General features: G+C 33.9%; 15 protein-coding genes and 3 tRNA genes. 11 read left to right on the top strand and 7 right to left on the bottom strand.

Features of this window, described 5'->3' with window-relative positions:
- Positions 1 to 25: 25 nt before the first annotated feature.
- Positions 26 to 922, bottom strand: a complete 897-nt coding sequence (locus FBFL15_RS10805; RefSeq protein ID WP_014084624.1) for a MerR family transcriptional regulator — start codon at positions 920 to 922, stop codon at positions 26 to 28.
- 127 nt (positions 923 to 1,049) lie between these two features.
- On the opposite strand from FBFL15_RS10805, the gene FBFL15_RS10800 reads away from it, so the two are divergent.
- Positions 1,050 to 2,210 (top strand): lycopene cyclase family protein, encoded by a 1,161-nt coding sequence (locus FBFL15_RS10800; protein WP_014084623.1) that lies wholly within the window; start codon positions 1,050 to 1,052, stop codon positions 2,208 to 2,210.
- A 2-nt stretch (positions 2,211 to 2,212) separates the two neighbouring features.
- Here the strand turns inward: FBFL15_RS10800 and FBFL15_RS10795 are convergent, their stop codons facing one another.
- The 3 genes from FBFL15_RS10795 to FBFL15_RS10785 all read right to left on the bottom strand — a co-directional run bounded on the left by FBFL15_RS10795 (position 2,213) and on the right by FBFL15_RS10785 (position 5,237).
- Positions 2,213 to 3,223 (bottom strand): 3-oxoacyl-ACP synthase III family protein, encoded by a 1,011-nt coding sequence (locus FBFL15_RS10795; RefSeq protein ID WP_014084622.1) that lies wholly within the window; start codon positions 3,221 to 3,223, stop codon positions 2,213 to 2,215.
- A 77-nt stretch (positions 3,224 to 3,300) separates the two neighbouring features.
- Complete coding sequence (locus FBFL15_RS10790) at positions 3,301 to 4,233, bottom strand: ABC transporter ATP-binding protein (RefSeq protein ID WP_014084621.1); 933 nt, start codon at positions 4,231 to 4,233, stop codon at positions 3,301 to 3,303.
- Between the two features lie 62 nt (positions 4,234 to 4,295).
- Positions 4,296 to 5,237, bottom strand: a complete 942-nt coding sequence (locus FBFL15_RS10785) for an FKBP-type peptidyl-prolyl cis-trans isomerase (protein ID WP_014084620.1) — start codon at positions 5,235 to 5,237, stop codon at positions 4,296 to 4,298.
- Between the two features lie 81 nt (positions 5,238 to 5,318).
- Between FBFL15_RS10785 and FBFL15_RS10780 the strand changes: the two genes are divergently transcribed.
- The 4 genes from FBFL15_RS10780 (at position 5,319) to FBFL15_RS10765 (ending at position 8,741) form a co-directional block, all read left to right on the top strand.
- Positions 5,319 to 5,702 carry an RNA-binding S4 domain-containing protein gene (locus FBFL15_RS10780; RefSeq protein ID WP_014084619.1) on the top strand — a complete coding sequence of 128 codons (384 nt, stop codon included), beginning with the start codon at positions 5,319 to 5,321 and terminating at the stop codon, positions 5,700 to 5,702.
- Positions 5,703 to 5,804: 102 nt separating this feature from the next.
- On the top strand, positions 5,805 to 7,412 hold the full coding sequence (locus FBFL15_RS10775) for an HsdM family class I SAM-dependent methyltransferase (protein WP_014084618.1): 1,608 nt from the start codon (positions 5,805 to 5,807) through the stop codon (positions 7,410 to 7,412).
- Positions 7,403 to 8,170 carry a HincII family type II restriction endonuclease gene (locus FBFL15_RS10770; protein ID WP_014084617.1) on the top strand — a complete coding sequence of 256 codons (768 nt, stop codon included), beginning with the start codon at positions 7,403 to 7,405 and terminating at the stop codon, positions 8,168 to 8,170. The genes FBFL15_RS10775 and FBFL15_RS10770 overlap by 10 nt, the downstream gene beginning before the upstream one ends.
- A gap of 73 nt (positions 8,171 to 8,243) precedes the next feature.
- Positions 8,244 to 8,741, top strand: coding sequence for a phosphoribosyltransferase family protein (locus FBFL15_RS10765; protein WP_014084616.1), 498 nt, complete (start codon positions 8,244 to 8,246; stop codon positions 8,739 to 8,741).
- On the opposite strand, the gene FBFL15_RS10760 is transcribed toward FBFL15_RS10765, so the two are convergent.
- Positions 8,733 to 9,251 carry a shikimate kinase gene (locus FBFL15_RS10760; RefSeq protein WP_014084615.1) on the bottom strand — a complete coding sequence of 173 codons (519 nt, stop codon included), beginning with the start codon at positions 9,249 to 9,251 and terminating at the stop codon, positions 8,733 to 8,735. The genes FBFL15_RS10765 and FBFL15_RS10760 overlap by 9 nt on opposite strands.
- A gap of 126 nt (positions 9,252 to 9,377) precedes the next feature.
- Here FBFL15_RS10760 and FBFL15_RS10755 point away from each other — a divergent pair.
- From FBFL15_RS10755 to FBFL15_RS10730, 5 genes are all read left to right on the top strand, one after another.
- Positions 9,378 to 9,450: transfer RNA gene (locus FBFL15_RS10755), tRNA-Lys, on the top strand.
- Positions 9,451 to 9,475: 25 nt separating this feature from the next.
- Positions 9,476 to 9,551 (top strand) — tRNA-Lys (locus FBFL15_RS10750).
- A 33-nt stretch (positions 9,552 to 9,584) separates the two neighbouring features.
- Positions 9,585 to 9,667, top strand: a tRNA-Leu gene (locus FBFL15_RS10745).
- Between the two features lie 542 nt (positions 9,668 to 10,209).
- Complete coding sequence (rimO, locus tag FBFL15_RS10735; protein ID WP_014084614.1) at positions 10,210 to 11,511, top strand: 30S ribosomal protein S12 methylthiotransferase RimO; 1,302 nt, start codon at positions 10,210 to 10,212, stop codon at positions 11,509 to 11,511.
- A 70-nt stretch (positions 11,512 to 11,581) separates the two neighbouring features.
- The gene (locus FBFL15_RS10730) at positions 11,582 to 12,049 is read left to right on the top strand and encodes a hypothetical protein (protein ID WP_014084613.1); all 468 of its coding nucleotides are present in this window, start codon (positions 11,582 to 11,584) and stop codon (positions 12,047 to 12,049) included.
- Between the two features lie 73 nt (positions 12,050 to 12,122).
- Here FBFL15_RS10730 and FBFL15_RS10725 read toward each other — a convergent pair whose 3' ends face one another.
- Positions 12,123 to 13,664, bottom strand: coding sequence for an OmpP1/FadL family transporter (locus FBFL15_RS10725; protein ID WP_014084612.1), 1,542 nt, complete (start codon positions 13,662 to 13,664; stop codon positions 12,123 to 12,125).
- Between the two features lie 341 nt (positions 13,665 to 14,005).
- Entirely contained in the window at positions 14,006 to 15,088 is a 1,083-nt protein-coding gene (locus FBFL15_RS16630) for a hypothetical protein (protein WP_014084611.1), read from the bottom strand.
- 100 nt (positions 15,089 to 15,188) lie between these two features.
- On the opposite strand from FBFL15_RS16630, the gene proS reads away from it, so the two are divergent.
- The gene (gene proS / locus FBFL15_RS10715) at positions 15,189 to 16,667 is read left to right on the top strand and encodes a proline--tRNA ligase (RefSeq protein ID WP_014084610.1); all 1,479 of its coding nucleotides are present in this window, start codon (positions 15,189 to 15,191) and stop codon (positions 16,665 to 16,667) included.
- Positions 16,668 to 16,688 lie beyond the last annotated feature (21 nt).

Here is a 16,688-nt window from a genome sequence, read left to right as displayed (position 1 = left end):
AAATTTAAACAAAACAAAATTATAACTACACATTTTCAGTTAAATCTTTTAAACTTTCAAATATTTTGATATAATTCGTGTCATTTTCTAGATTGATATGGGCTGCTAGTCTTCCAAATATCCAAAAACTAGTGTTTGCATCTAAAATATTTGTTCTGATTTCTTCTACATAACTATCTAATTGGTCTCTTTGCGGTTGAATGGTGAAATGCGATATAAATACAATTTCGTCATAATATTTTTTCATTTCCTTTAAATTTTCTACAGGAATACTTTCTCCTAAGTATATCGTTCGATAGCCTTTTGAAAGTAATTCATAATTGATAAACATCAATCCTAATTCGTGAATCTCATTTTCTGGTAAAAATAGAATATACACTTTGGAATCAGGAAGTGCATTCACAATTTGAAGTTTTTCTGTTTCAACTAATAGTTTTTGTTTAATCAAATAAGAAATGAAATGCTCATGAGCGGGTGTTATGGTATTGGATTGCCATAAATATCCAATTTCTTCTAATAACAAAATAAATATTTCAAAAAAAACTTCTTTAAAAGATTTATTAGATAGTAAATTTTGATAAGTTTGAAGAAACAATTGCTGATCAAAATTCATCATCGATAGTTTGAAATCGTTGATTGCATGATTTTTTTTGCTTTTTTCAGTAATAATTTGATTGACTATTTTTGGAATTTCCGTTTCTTGAATTTTTGCAATCCTAGATATTTTGTATCCATAATTGTGCAATAATGTAATGTTTAATAATTTTTGCAAATTTTCTGTATCATAATATCTAATATTACTATCAGTTCTCATGGGTTCTAAAATATTATATCTTTTTTCCCATATTCTTATCGTGTGTGCTTTGATGCCAGATATATTTTCTAAATCTTTGATACTGAATTGATTTTTAATATTGTTCATCGTTCGTTTGTTTTTGTTAAACAAATGTATCAAATTGTTTTTACTAAACCATGTTTTTTAATTTTATTTTTCATTATTTTGTATCCGGATGAATTTTTTCTAACGTTATTTACTTTTTTTTTAGACTATGAAATACGATTATATTTTTGTGGGTTTTGGTTTGTCATCAATGTTAGTATTATTTGAAATGTCTAAAAATAAATTTTTTTTTGACAAAAAAATTCTAATCATCGAGCCACAGTCTAAAACTGAAAAAGACCGCACTTGGTGTTATTGGGAAACTTCAAATGGGGCTTGGGATTTTTTATTGAAAAACAAATGGGAATCTGCATGGTTCCAATCGGGAGAAATTGAATTGAATATATTAAAGACAGACGTTGTTTATAAAATGATTGAGTCTGATGATTTATATGCTTTTGTTAAGAATATTATTAAAATAAATCTTCAAACGGAGTGGGTATCCTCGTCGGTTACATCAATTTCTGATACTAAAAACGAGGTTATTGTTCAAACGGATGCCTCCATGTATCGTGCCTCAAAAGTATTTAATGCAGTAATTTTTGATAATTATTTTAAAAATAATAAGCAATATCCCTTAATTAACCAGCATTTTTTGGGGTGGTTTGTAGCAATAGATGATAAATATAAAGCATCAATGCCAGCTATATTTATGGATTTTAATGTGATGCAACACCACAACACTCGGTTTATGTATGTTTTGCCTTGTGCTAATAACCAAGTTTTGATAGAATACACTCTTTTTTCTAAAAATTTACTTCATGATTCTGAATATGAATCAGAAATTAAACAATATTTGAATAGTAAGCAAATATTTGATTACACAATTCAACGAAAAGAAAAAGGCTGCATCCCAATGACGGCTTATCCTTTTTGGAAACACAATACAGAAAATATTTTAAATATTGGAACTGCTGGTGGATGGACAAAAGCCAGTACGGGTTTTACTTTTTCTAATTCTCGAAAAAAAGCTTTACAAGTTGTTACGTTTTTACAAAAAAAACAAAATCCCGATTTCAAAATTTTTCATTCGACATCGAGATATTATTTTTATGATCAAATTTTGATTGAAGTTTTAAGCAACTCTAATCATTTGGGTAAGTTAATATTTACTAAAATGTTTGCCAAATCGGATGTTGCTTCTATTCTTCGTTTTCTTGATGAATCCTCTACTTTTTGGGAAGAGCTTCAAATCATTTGGGCATGTCCTAAAAGGCCTTTTATAAAAGCTTTTTTAAAAGTTTTATTTAAAAATTTTAAAAAAATATAATTTTACCACTTGATTATAGCACTAGCCCATGTGAATCCACTGCCAAAAGCGGCTAGTACAACAGTATCGCCTTCTTTTATTTTACCTAATTCCCAAGCTTCTGTCAATGCAATTGGAATAGACGCTGCTGTGGTGTTGCCATATTTTTGAATATTGTTAAACACTTGACTGTCTGAAAGATTGAATTTTTTTTGTATAAATTGTGATATCCTCAAATTGGCTTGATGGGGAATGAGCATGTCTATATCTGAAATTTGTAAATTATTAGCAACGAGTCCTTCGTGAATGACTTCGCTAAAACGAGACACGGCATGTTTAAATACAAATTGCCCATTCATATACGGAAAATAACTTTCGTCATCTGGATTTTGATCGGTAATGATGTCGGTAACCCATCTGCCTCCCATACCAGGTGCTAAAACGGCCAATTCTTTAGCATGTTCGCCCTCAGAATGTAGGTGTGTAGAAAGCACTCCTTTGGTCAAATCTGTTTCTCGGCTTATAATAGCAGCTCCAGCACCATCGCCAAAAATTACAGAAACACCTCTACCTCTTGTGGTCATATCTAATCCTACCGACTGTAATTCAGAACCAACAATCAAAATATTCTTATACATACCTGTTTTGATATATTGGTCTGCAATGGACAAGGCATATACAAATCCTGAGCATTGATTGCGAATATCTAAGGCTCCAATGGTGTTTAAACCTAGCTCTTTTTGTAAGCTAACTCCTGGGCCTGGAAAATAATAATCGGGCGAAATCGTTGCAAATACTATAAAATCAATTGCATCTTTATCAATTCCTGCTCTTTCAATGGCTATTTTTGCTGCCTTTACCCCCATTGAGGTTGTGGTTTCGCCACTGCCTTTTACTACATGCCTACGTTCTTGAATGCCGGTTCTTTCTTGAATCCAAGCATCATTTGTGTCTATTATTTTAGATAAATCGTCATTGGTTACAATATTTTCGGGTACAAAGTAGCCCAATCCTGATATTTTTGAGTGATACATTTTCGAGTTTTTTTAAAATTATGTATCAAAAATAATCAATTTTAGATAATGATGTTGATTTAGTTCTCAAAAAAGTGTTATTTATTTTTCAAATAAACCATTTCATTCAAATCGAGGGGCGTTTTGTTTTCAAAAAATAATATTCCGCCTTCAAAAGTGGCTTCTATTACATAGTGATTGCCTTTAAAATAAACATTCTCTACCTGTACTTTTAATTTTGATAAAGGCACAACTTCCAATTCATGAGGATAAAACCAAGTTTTGTGAGCCGTTTCAAAATAAGTTGTTGGTATTTCTGATACTTCATGAAATAATCCTGCTACATAATTTGAATTGGGTTGATGATAAATATTCATTGGGGTATCCAATCGAATTGGCTGACCATTTTCCAAAATCATAACCAAATTGGAGTAGGGGAGTACATCGTTTGTATCGTGAGTGGCCATGATACAGGTGATTTTTTGGGCTTTCAAAAAAGTAAAAAGCTTTCTGCGAAGTGTATTTTTTTTAAAATTGTCTATATGACTAAAGGGTTCGTCTAATAGTAATAACTCTGGTTTTTGTGCCAAAACCCTTGCCAATGCGACTCTTTGCATTTGTCCGCCGCTCAAATATTGCACTTTTTGATGAGCAAATTCTGTAAGTTCTACAACGTCGAGCAGGGCTTGAATCCTTTTTTGTTTTTTTATAGGATTCATGTTAGATAAAAATGCACCTACATTTTCTGAAACAGTAATATAAGGCATCAAGTCAAAATCTTGGGCCAAATATTTTAAATATTCTTCGCCTGGCAATAACTTGAATTTAGGCCCCAAAATGGGTTTGTTTTTCCACATTATTTGTCCACTGTCCAAATCGTATAGTCCATAAATGAGTTTCAAAAGGGTACTTTTTCCAGAGCCACTGGCTCCAATTACAGACAAAACAGCCCCTTTAGACAATTCGATATTGATGTTTTCGAGTGTTAAGGTATCTTGATACGAAAAATATAGGTTTTCTATTTTTAACATAAAAAAATGATTTTTGATGAAAAAAAAACCGTTTTACTAGATGAAAACGGTTTTTTTAAATTTTAGTTTTGACAAGCAGTACTTACATGAATTTTTTTATTGTCTGATGGACATAAAGGGATGGCATCAAAGTTATAGGGCTGTCCGTTTAATGGATTTTTAATTTCAAATTTGGTTTGAACCCGGTCATTATCGTCATCAATATCATAAGCATTTGGAATATAGTCACCGTCTGTATCATCAATATTGGTAACTCCAGAATCCAAATAATAAATATAATTATCATTGTTCAAATCTTCTCTCCATGATGGCACTCCATCAAAATCTTGGTCATTTCGTTTGATTTCATACAATTTGAAACTAAATATTAAGGTAGAATAACTTGGTATAGAGCCTGTAGAATTGTTATAATAGGCTAATGCCGAGGGTACAAACATAACACCTGCTCCAAAATTGTTATAAGATATAGTTCCATCGGCATTGGCGGTGTAGGTTCCTGTTTTGAATTGTGGAAATATTTCAGACCAACCTCTAATAACTTGGTCTAAATTCAAGTAGGATTGTGGAGCATTATTGGAATCAAAAACCGTACCCAAATCGCCAGTGGCTACTTCAACATCGTCCATCAATCGTCCTTTGTATGCGGCTAAAACTCCATCTAAATTGCAAGGTCTTGTGCCAGTACCTTGTTGAAATTCAATGTAGTATATGGTATAATTGACACTATTTTCTGTATAAATCCTTTCTTTTATATTGGCATTGTGTGTAGTACCAGCACCCCAAATGGATTCTGTGGGTACTGTAGTTTTGTCGAATTTGACATCAAAATTAGCATCCACTGTCATTTTATGGGTTTTCAAAAATGTTTCAATTGTGGTTTTATCCGCTGTATATTGTTCGGTATAATCTCTTAAAGCTTCGGGTTCTGGAGTAGGACTTTTGCTGCAACTTACTGAAAATAAAGTAATTAGAGAGATAAAAAATATTTTTTGCAAATTTTTCATTTTTTTGTTTTGTTTAAGGCGTGCAAGATACAATATTCGTTTATTTTTGTAAACAATTTTAACGTAGATTTTAGAAAAAATATGAGAATCGACAAATTTTTATGGTGTGTTCGGTATTACAAAACCCGAAATATGGTTACAGAGGCCTGTAAAAAAAATCATATTACAGTAAACGGACAAGTTGCAAAACCATCAAAAGAGGTTTTTCCAACGGATGTGATTACTTTTAGAAAAGATCAAATTACACAAAAAATTACAGTTTTGGATATTCCCGATAACAGAGTTGCAGCTAAATTAGTGGATATTTACCGCCGAAATGATACCGACCCTGCGGTGTACCAGCATTTGGAACTGCTCAAATTGTCTAAAGAACACTACAGAAAAACAGGTGAAGGACGACCAACCAAAAAGGATAGAAGGGATATTGAAGATTATGGAATGGAAAATGATCAAAATGCAGACTAGTAATTAACATTAATACAGTCCAAAGTGTAGTGCCAAAACATAGTTTAGGAATTACAAACAAACAACTAAAAATGTATCTTTGTCCAATATCAATTTGTAGGAATGGAAATAACAACTAAACAAAGTAAAAAAAATAAATTTGGTCAATACTTTACCCCAAAAGTAGTGGCTGAGTTTATGATTGATTTGGCAACTATTCAGTATGATTCAAAAATATTGGAACCCTCATGTGGCGAAGGTGTTTTTTTAGAAATATTAAAACAAAATGGGTTTCAAAATATAATGGCTTATGAAATAGACACAGATTTAGCAAATCAATTTGATTGTGTAAAATATGAAAGTTTTGTTACTGCTTCTATCAATCAAAAATTTGATTTAATTATTGGAAATCCACCATATATACGATGGAAAAATCTTGAAAATGAATTAAAAAAAGAGCTTTCAACACATCCAATTTGGAATAAATATTTTAACTCACTTTGTGATTATCTTTATATTTTTATTCTTAAATCTATTGAATTATTAAATGAAAACGGTCAATTAATTTTTATTTGTCCAGAATATTGGATGAATACAACACATTCGCTTTCATTGCGAAATTACATGGTACAAAATGGTTATTTTGAAACAATTTACCACTTTAATGAAACACCCATTTTTGACAAAGTTACGGTTTCAATAATCATATTTAAGTTTGTGAAAAGCAAAGAAAAAAAAGAAAAAATTGATGTTTCAAAATTTTATGCTAATCAAAAATTGACAGTTGAAACCTTATTTAATCTAAAAAATAAAATTACTTTTAAAGATGCAGAATTTTTAACTGTTTCGCAATTTCAATACAATGAAAGATGGCTTTTACAATCAGATGAAATAAGAAAAGAGCTAAAAATATTAGAAAAGAATTGTTTCAAGAAGAATCAAAATAATGTTTTGAATTTGTTTGAAGACCACAAACAACAATTTCATACTATTGGTGATTTTTGTGATATTGGTAATGGCTTAGTTAGTGGTTTGGACAAGGCATTTCAAGTTAATGGTCATGCTTTAAATGAAAATGAACAGGCTGCAACAATCAACGTGGTTAAAGCAAAAGATTTGAATCCTTTCATAATCGACAATATGACCAAATACATTTATATTAACGAAGGCTTAGAAGAAGAAAATTTTAAAGAAAATTATCCAAATTTTTATAATCATTTTCAAAAATACAAATCGGATTTAGACAAAAGATACCAATACAATAGAAAAATTAATTATTGGGAATGGGTTTTCTTGCGAAATTTTAATCTTTTCAAAAAAAATGAAAAACGTATTTTTGTACCCTGCAAAGAACGAATTTCAAATAAAAATTATTTTCGTTTTGCATTGGTAGATGAAAGTGTTTTTCCAACACAAGATGTAACAGCACTGTTTAGAAAACCAATCACAAAAGAAAGTATCGAATATATTTTAGCATATTTGAACCATCCAATTATTTTTGATTGGCTAAAATGCAATGGAATTGTAAAAGGAAATATAGTTGAGTTTTCTGAAAAACCAATTTCTAGCATCCCTTTTAGAGTGATTGATTGGGCAAATGAAAATGAAGTTTCATTACATGATTCCATTTCTGAACAAACCAAAAAGTATCTAAAAAATCAAGATAAATCTTATATTGAATCGATAAATGAATCATTTAACACATTATTTAGTTTAACACAATGCACGTAAATTATCCCGAATTAATTAAAAATCTAAAGGGTGCATTTGTACCAAAACCACTTTCAGGAACTTTATCTGGTCATGCCGCAGGTGAGCCTTTTGATAAACATGTTTATAATGAAATAAAAAAACAATTACCCAATTGTACCTTTAGACAATACGAATATTTAAACGATTTATATACTCAAAATTCAGATGTCATAGGTTATGAAGCAAGAGAAAAATTGTTTAAATCACCTTCTGTACACTTTTTATTAGCAAGAGGGAAAGATGTTACAAATAAATGGAGTAGTGAAAATCCATTTGATGAAAAACAAAATGATACTGCAGATATTTTAGTTGTAAAAGATAATTTCTATGAAATTATTGATATAAAAACTCGTAATTTATCAAAATCAGCTCAGCCACCTAACATAATTTCTGCTTTCAAATTAGCCCAAGTTTGTAGTAAAATGATTGACAACAAAGAATATGATAAATTTACTATCAACTATTTTGAGATTGATTGGGAATTAAATAAAGAAAAATTAGTTTGCAAGGACGCTCATTTTGCAAGTTTATTTAGATGCAACCCAAGTAATTTATATATCAATTGGGCTGCGGCTATGCAATTACAATTCCATATTTGCGATTTAGACCAAGAATTTAAAGGAAACCTAGAGGAATGGGCAGTGGCTTATTTAAAACATTTTGTAGCACAAGCTAAAAAACGTGCAAGTGATATGATTACCAAGTTTGTCATACCTTTTGAAAAATACATCAATTAGTACAGTTTTTATTTATAAAAAATACTAACTACACTTTTAATAATAGACTTAAAAACAATAAAAAAATACCCTCATGACTAAAAAAATCATTTTGACCCCTCTTGAAATTGAGCATAAAATTAGAAGAATTGCCTATCAAATATATGAAACATTTGTAGATGAACAAGAAATTGTAATAGCTGGAATAGCCGATAACGGCTATATTTTTGCCGAAAAAATAGCTTTACATTTGATGAAAATAACTCCTTTGAAAGTAGTTTTATGCAAAGTATTCATCAATAAAGAAGCCCCTCGATTGCCAATTACAACATCAATACCAGCCTCAGACTATCAAAACAAAGGGGTTGTTTTAGTGGACGATGTGTTACACTCTGGAACGGCACTGATATATGGCGTAAAACATTTTTTAGATGTGCCTCTTTCTAAATTCAAAACGGCCGTTTTGGTAGATAGAAACCACAAAAAATATCCTGTAAAAGTCGATTTTAAAGGCATTTCGCTTTCAACCTCTATGCTAGAACATGTTTGTGTAGAATTTTCAGACAACAACAGCTGTGCTTATTTAAGCTAACAATAACAGGATTTCCTGAACGATTTGTTCGGGCGTTTTTTGATTGACGCTAACAATGTGTTGCGATTTTCTATAAAATTCATTTCGTTCAAACAAATGTTTGGCTATAAAAGACGACATCTCATCGTCAGATAACGGAGCTAAAATGGGTCTTTTGGCTTTTTGAGTTTGAAGTCGTTCGAACAATGTTGCAACAGATGCTTCTAAATAAATGGACTGTATTTTTGGATTTTCGAGCCAATGGTAGTTGTCATAATAGCACGGTGTGCCACCGCCCAAACTCAGCACCATATCGTTAGCATTTTGCATCAATTCATTCAATATTTGGTGTTCTATTTTTCTAAAATAAATTTCACCTTGTGTTTCAAAGATGTTTTTGATGCTTTTATTTTCGTGATTTTCAATAACATCGTCTAAATCCAAGTAATGAAGGTGCAACATTTTTGACAATAATTGACCAATATGTGATTTGCCAGAGCCCATGTAGCCTACTAATACAATTTTTTTCATGATATTAAAATGTTATAAATTAAGACATTAAGTCCAATTGTAAAAAAAATGCAAATTTAATACAAAAAAGCTTTGCATTATCAATTTAATGTTTGTATATTTGCACCCGCATTGAAGAAATGAAACGACTTGATAGCTCAGTTGGTAGAGCACATCACTTTTAATGATGGGGTCCTGGGTTCGAGCCCCAGTCAGGTCACTTTTTTTTCATCCATTCAAGCATCGACTTGATAGCTCAGTTGGTAGAGCACATCACTTTTAATGATGGGGTCCTGGGTTCGAGCCCCAGTCAGGTCACCAAAAGCGTTCGCACTGCGGATGCTTTTTTTATTGGGCCACGTGGAGAAACGGTAGACTTGCCATCTTGAGGGGGTGGTGCTCGTAAGGGCGTGTGGGTTCAAATCCCACCGTGGTCACTATTTTTGTTAAATTCTAACATACAATTTCAAATAAAACTACATGATTTTTGGACGTTCACCAAGGGTCGGACTACCCGTTTCAAACAACGTTCATTGAACTCCAAACGAAATATAATATTTGTAAAATAATCTTTTTTGGTTACCACATTCAGAAACTATATTCGTGCAATACAACACCACTTTTGGGGGACGGGGGACTTCTAAAAGATTTCCACTGCTATCTCTAACGCAAAATCCGTGTCCCAAACAAACACCAACAACCAAAATAATACCAAATATATTTATAAAATAGTCCAAAGATGCGTAGTTATTTTTTAGAAAAAATTTTCAAAAAAAATCGTTGCATAGCTGGGCTACGGAACTATTTTTTTTGAATAATTTTAGCAAAAAAGAACAAGTAGATTGGACTATTTTATATGTATATTTGGTATAAAATCCATTTTTTTAGCATTTTATAAATCAAAATGACATTCAATCCTAAATTAATGTATTTTTGCAAAAAAATAATCCAAATTTTTATCCAAACTAAAAACATTTAGATGAGAACAAAATCTATCAAAAACAACATAATAAACGTCATTACGCTGGGATGTTCTAAAAATGTATATGACAGCGAAGTATTGATGGGACAATTAAAAGCAAGCGGTAAAGCCGTAGTGCATGAGCAAGAGGGTAATATTGTTGTCATTAATACTTGTGGATTTATTGATAATGCAAAAGCAGAATCGGTGAATATGATTTTAGAATATGCCGACAAAAAAGAAAGAGGTTTGATAGATAAAGTTTTTGTAACAGGTTGCTTGTCTGAACGTTATAAACCAGATTTGGAAAAAGAAATCCCAAACGTGGACCAGTTTTTTGGCACCACAGAGTTGCCCAGTTTATTAAAAGCCCTAGGTGCCGATTATAAACACGAACTTTTGGGCGAACGACTCACCACCACACCCAAAAATTATGCCTATTTGAAAATTGCCGAAGGGTGCGACCGCCCTTGTAGCTTTTGTGCCATACCACTTATGCGTGGCAAACACGTGTCGCAACCAATCGAAAAGCTTGTCAAAGAAGCCGAAGGTTTGGCTCAAAAAGGGGTTAAAGAACTCATTTTGATTGCTCAAGATTTAACCTATTACGGTTTAGACATTTACAAAAAAAGAAATTTAGCCCAATTGCTTGAAGCACTTGTTCAAGTAGATGGTATAGAATGGATTAGGTTGCATTATGCTTATCCTTCGGGGTTCCCAATGGATGTTTTGGAGGTCATGTGTCGTGAACCTAAAATATGCAATTATATAGATATTCCGTTGCAACACGTGTCCGACAATATTTTGAAATCGATGAGGCGTGGCACCACACAAGAAAAAACCACCCAGTTGATTCAAGATTTTAGAAAAATGGTACCCGGTATTGCCATCAGAACTACCCTTATTGTTGGCTATCCTGGCGAAACACAAGCCGATTTTGATGCTCTAAAAGATTTTGTTCAAGAAATGAAATTCGACAGATTGGGTTGTTTTGCCTATTCTCACGAAGAAAACACACATGCTTACCTGTTGGAAGACGATGTGCCTGCAGCCACCAAACAACAACGTGCCAACGAAATCATGGAACTCCAATCGCAAATTTCGTGGGATTTGAATCAAGAAAAAATTGGCAAAACTTTCAAATGTGTTATCGACAGGAAAGAAGGCAACTATTTTGTGGGCAGAACAGCGTTTGACAGCCCCGATGTAGATAACGAAGTATTGATAGACGCCACAACAACTTATTTAAAAACGGGTTCGTTTGTGGATGTACAAATTACAGAGGCTACCGAATTTGATTTATATGGAACAGTTGGTTAAAAAAAAGGCAAACTATTGTATATATTAATTAAAATGTAGAAATTTGATTTTAATTTTTAAAATAAATAAAATGAAAATAAGATATAAAATAATGGTACTAGGGCTATTTTTTGCAAGTATGCAAGCAACAGCTCAATATGGTGGCGGCTATTGCGGTGGCAACCAAGGTTATGGCGGCGGTATGAACAGAATGGGAAGCGGCGGCATGCAACAAGGCCGAACACCCGAAAAGCCTAAAGAAATTCCTGCCGAAGAAACAGCAGCCCAAATTATTGAAAAACTAAAACCCGAACTCAACCTCGACGAATTGCAAAGCATTGCAATTGCTAATATTTTAACCTCGAGTATCAAAGCTCAAGGTGTTATTTTGAAAAAAGAAGCATCTGACGAAGACAAAACAAACGACATCAAAGCCCTTTCGGATACTACAGACAGAAAAATTATGGAAATGCTCAACAAAGAGCAAAAAGAAAAATACACTTTATTGAAAGACAATCCCGAAAAACTTAAAAATAATAAAAAGAAAAAGAAAGTTTAATCCTTTAATAAACACCTAAAAAAAGCCCCAAATTGTAAAAATTTGGGGCTTTTTTTTAGGTACAAAATAACATTTACAACTCAAACGACATAGTTACCGTAATGTTGTTTTGGATCGATTTCAGCAAGGCACTGTCTGTAAAACCTGTCGAAAAATATTGCAACTTACCAGTTCTTTCGCTATGGGCAAACGACAAATCAAGTTTTGTACCACCCCAATTGTATCCAAATCCTGCCGAATATCCTTTCAAATCGCCAAGCGTTGTTTTGTCTTTATACGGGCTTTGCTCTGTTCGATAGCCTCCTCGCAAACTCCATTTGTTTATTTTATATTCGCCCCCAATTCGCAACTCAGACGTTTGATTCAGTACCAAATGGGAATAATTATTAATGTCCGAAAATTGATCTTTTGGACCAAATTGTACCGCACTATAATCTTTTATAGCATAATCCAAACTCAACAATCCTTTTTTATGAAACACATAAGCCAAACTTCCTGTCCATTTTCCAGCGGTTTTCAAAGTATATGGATCATAAATATTTGTAACCCTTGGGTTGGTTACATCTGGATTTAGCTCCCCCACATTATCAGACGATACAGCTGTTAAACTTTGCGTAAACTCGTCATTTAAATGAAACCACGTGGGCGACTCATAAGCAAGTCCAGCCCTAAATTCGTTGGTAATTTTACCCAAAACACCCATTTGAAACGAAAACCCATTGCCATACGTGTACAATTCATTTTCAAAAATCATGCGTCTCACCCGAATATCAGTTGTATTAGGATTGCTATTTTGTTCAAAAAAAGTTGTTTTTTGTCTAAAATCCGTAAAGTGCGAGTTCAAATTCAACCCAATATACAACCTGTCTTTGTAAGAGGCAGCAGCATTAAACGACAATTTTCCGTTGTATCCCTTGGCACTCATAGTGTTTTCCTGATAATAATTACCTCCTGGTCGAACAAGCGAAATATACTTTCTATTGGTAGCATCATTATAGTCGGCTGCAGGGTCTATCACATAAGAATTGTAGCCCAAAAAGGCTTGCTGGGCACCAAACCCAAGATTCGACCCCAAATAACTGTACAAACTTGCCACCGTTTCATTCGTTTGCAATGTCAAATCATTAGTAGAAATAGAACCCTGATTGGCATAAGTCAAAAAATAATTACCAAGCGAATGGGTCGGATTGGTACCCGCCGTAAATATTTTGTTGCTCAAATTGGCCGCATTTTCATAATTAATAGCCACAGAAAATTTAGTCCATTCACTTTTTTTATCCCAATTCTTAAACACAAAAACCGCCCCAGCTTGATTAATATCCAAAGCATTATGGTTCGATTTTGCGGCTTTTCCAAAATAAGTAGCCTCTGTATTTGTATTAAAACTAGATATAGAACCCGCCGCCTGATTATTTGAAAATACCGCCGATCCAGCAGGATTTACACTAATAGCAGACAAGTCGCCACCCAATGCCCCAAAAGCACCACTCATTGCTCTAAAACGGGCCGTCCCGTTCAAATTGTCCAACGACAACCGAAGGGCATCCGTAGTTTCCTGTGCCTGACTATTGGAAATAAATCCTCCAATAAGCAATAAAGAAATATATTTTTTCATTTGATTGAATTAAAATTAATAAGAAAAATTTTAAAAAAATGGTTCCTCGTAAGTACACAATAATATGCAACATAAATTAATGTACCTCCTGCAATATGTTGCCAATTCTTTGGGCTTGCCCCTCGTAAAAACTTTGGGTCGGGCTATCCGTTTCAAACAACGTTCATTATACACGAAAAGTAATATAAAATTGTAAAATAATCTTTTTTGCCCCAAACAGTGGGTCAAAAAAGGATTTCCACTACTATCCCTCACGCAAAACACTCCTGCAAACAACAACCCTTTTGCTCAAAAAGATAATGGCTTAAATATTTTTATAAGAACCATTAATAATACAATGGCTATCTTCTTCCGCCGCCACCGCCACCACCGCCACCGCCAGATCTGCCACCACCACCACCGCCGCCATAGCTTCCGCCACCATTATTACTAGGCGTATAACTTCTTGGTGCAGAGTCAGCACGAGTTGGGTTATAATTTGTAGATGGTTCAGATGGAGTATATGTTCGAGGAGTATAAGTTGGCCTTGGTGTACCCTCATTGGTATTCGGGTTGGTTCTTGGCTGATAACCTCTTGGCTGATTGGTAGTTTCAGATGTTTGTCTTGGCTGATAACTTCTAGGTGCAGCATCTGTTCTTGGCAAATAATTTCTCGGATTGGCCATACTGCCTCGTGGGGCTACTGTATTGCCATAACTATCGTTTCGAACTCCACTTCTTGGCGATTGATATGTATCTGTCGTTCTATTTCTGCCTCCATTGCTATAATTCGAGTTGCCATAAAGCCCTCCTCCCAAATTTCCTGCAGCACCTCGTCTGTTGCCATGATTGTAGCTATAACCATAGCCATTATTATGATAACTTCCATAATAGTTATTGTAGTAATTACCATAGTAGCCATATCCATAATAGGGGTTATAATAAGCGTATGGATAGTTCCAACCCCAACCCCATCCATGCCAGTTGTTATACATTCCATAGCCATAATATGGAGAGTAGCCATAATAATAGGGATTCCAACCATAGTAGGTATTAAAACCCCAACTGTTGTAACCCAATCCCCATCCGCTACCATAGTAAGTAATGTTTACGGTACTAGGATTACTACCCCAGCTAGAATAACTTGGTGTTGCCGTTTGCGTAGTATTTGATGTGGTTGTTGCCGAAGCATTTGGTGTCGAAGTATAAGTATCGGCAGTTGTTGTAGCCAAACCACTTTCTTGTTGTAAATTATAAAAATAATCTTGATATTTTGAATTGTTTTCTGTACGTACAACTGGCTTTTGCGATTCATTGCCATATATGCCATCATGATCATAATAAGTACTATTTTGATAAGTACCACAAGACGTTATCATCACAGAAATCAAACCAAATAGTGTATAAATAACCGATTTTTTGCTGGAAAAGTAATTTGTTTTCATATCCTTTAAATTTTTGTTGTTGGACAATACAAAAATAGTTAGTTTTGTCGAACTATTATGTTAAAATTAGTTAAACAATTTTTATGCCAAACTTAACAATATGAGCAAGAATTTAACAAAAAGAAATGAAGATTATTCAAAATGGTATAACGAGCTGGTTGTCAAGGCAGATTTGGCAGAAAATTCAGGGGTTCGTGGCTGTATGGTTATCAAGCCGTATGGTTATGCCATTTGGGAAAAAATGCAAGCCGAACTCGATAGCATGTTCAAAGAAACAGGCCATAGCAACGCATATTTTCCGTTGTTTGTACCCAAAAGTATGTTTGAAGCCGAGGAGAAAAACGCCGAAGGTTTTGCCAAGGAATGTGCCATTGTTACCCACTATCGATTAAAAACCGACGAAAACCGTCCTGGAAAATTAATGGTAGATCCAAATGCCAAGCTCGAAGAAGAACTCATTGTTAGACCAACTAGCGAGGCCATCATTTGGAGTACCTACAAAGGTTGGGTGCAATCCTACCGTGATTTACCTTTATTAATAAACCAATGGGCCAATGTCGTACGATGGGAAATGAGAACCCGTTTGTTTTTAAGAACCGCCGAGTTTTTATGGCAAGAAGGGCATACCGCACACGCTACCCGACAAGAAGCCGTAGAAGAAGCCGAACAAATGATGAACGTTTATGCTGATTTTGTCGAAAATTTTATGGCAATTCCAGTAATTAAAGGGTTGAAAACCGAAACAGAACGTTTTGCAGGAGCCGAAGAAACCTATTGTATCGAAGCATTAATGCAAGACGGAAAAGCCTTGCAAGCGGGTACTTCGCATTTTTTAGGACAAAATTTTGCCAAAGCTTTTGATGTAAAATTTGCTAACGCAGCCGGCTCACAAGAATATGTATGGGGAACATCGTGGGGTGTTTCAACACGTTTGATGGGGGCCTTAGTTATGACCCATTCTGACGATAATGGATTGGTTTTACCTCCAAATTTAGCTCCAATTCAAGTGGTTATTGTACCAATTTATAAAAATGACGAACAATTAGAAAGCATCACTCAAGAGGCCAACCAACTGATTGATGCCTTGAAAAAATTGAAAATCGCCGTCAAATATGATAATAGAACCACTCAAAAACCAGGTTTCAAGTTTGCAGAATGGGAGTTAAAAGGCGTTCCTGTGCGAGTAGCTGTAGGCCCAAAAGACATCGAAAACGGTACTTTTGAAGTGGCTCGTCGAGATACTTTAACTAAAGAAGTAGTGGCAAAAAACAACATCACTTCATACATTGAACAATTGTTGGAGCAAATTCAAAAAGAGATGTTTAACAAAGCCTTTGAATACAGAAATAATCATATTACCGAAGTAAATTCGTTTGAAGAATTTAAAGAGGTTTTGGAAAACAAAACAGGTTTTGTTGCAGCTCACTGGGACGGAACTGCCGAAACAGAAGAAAAAATTAAGGAACTAACCAAAGCTACTATCAGATGCATTCCATTAGATAGGGTAGAGGAGCAAGGGGAATGTATGTTTACAGGCAAACCTTCAAATGGAAGGGTTTTGTTTGCAAAAGCATATTAAATATAAAAAAAGGGGCTAGTT

This window comes from Flavobacterium branchiophilum FL-15 (assembly GCF_000253275.1).
GTDB lineage: Bacteria > Bacteroidota > Bacteroidia > Flavobacteriales > Flavobacteriaceae > Flavobacterium > Flavobacterium branchiophilum.
The sequence above is the reverse complement of the archived record's forward strand: the minus strand, read 5'-3'. Positions and strand labels throughout refer to the sequence as shown.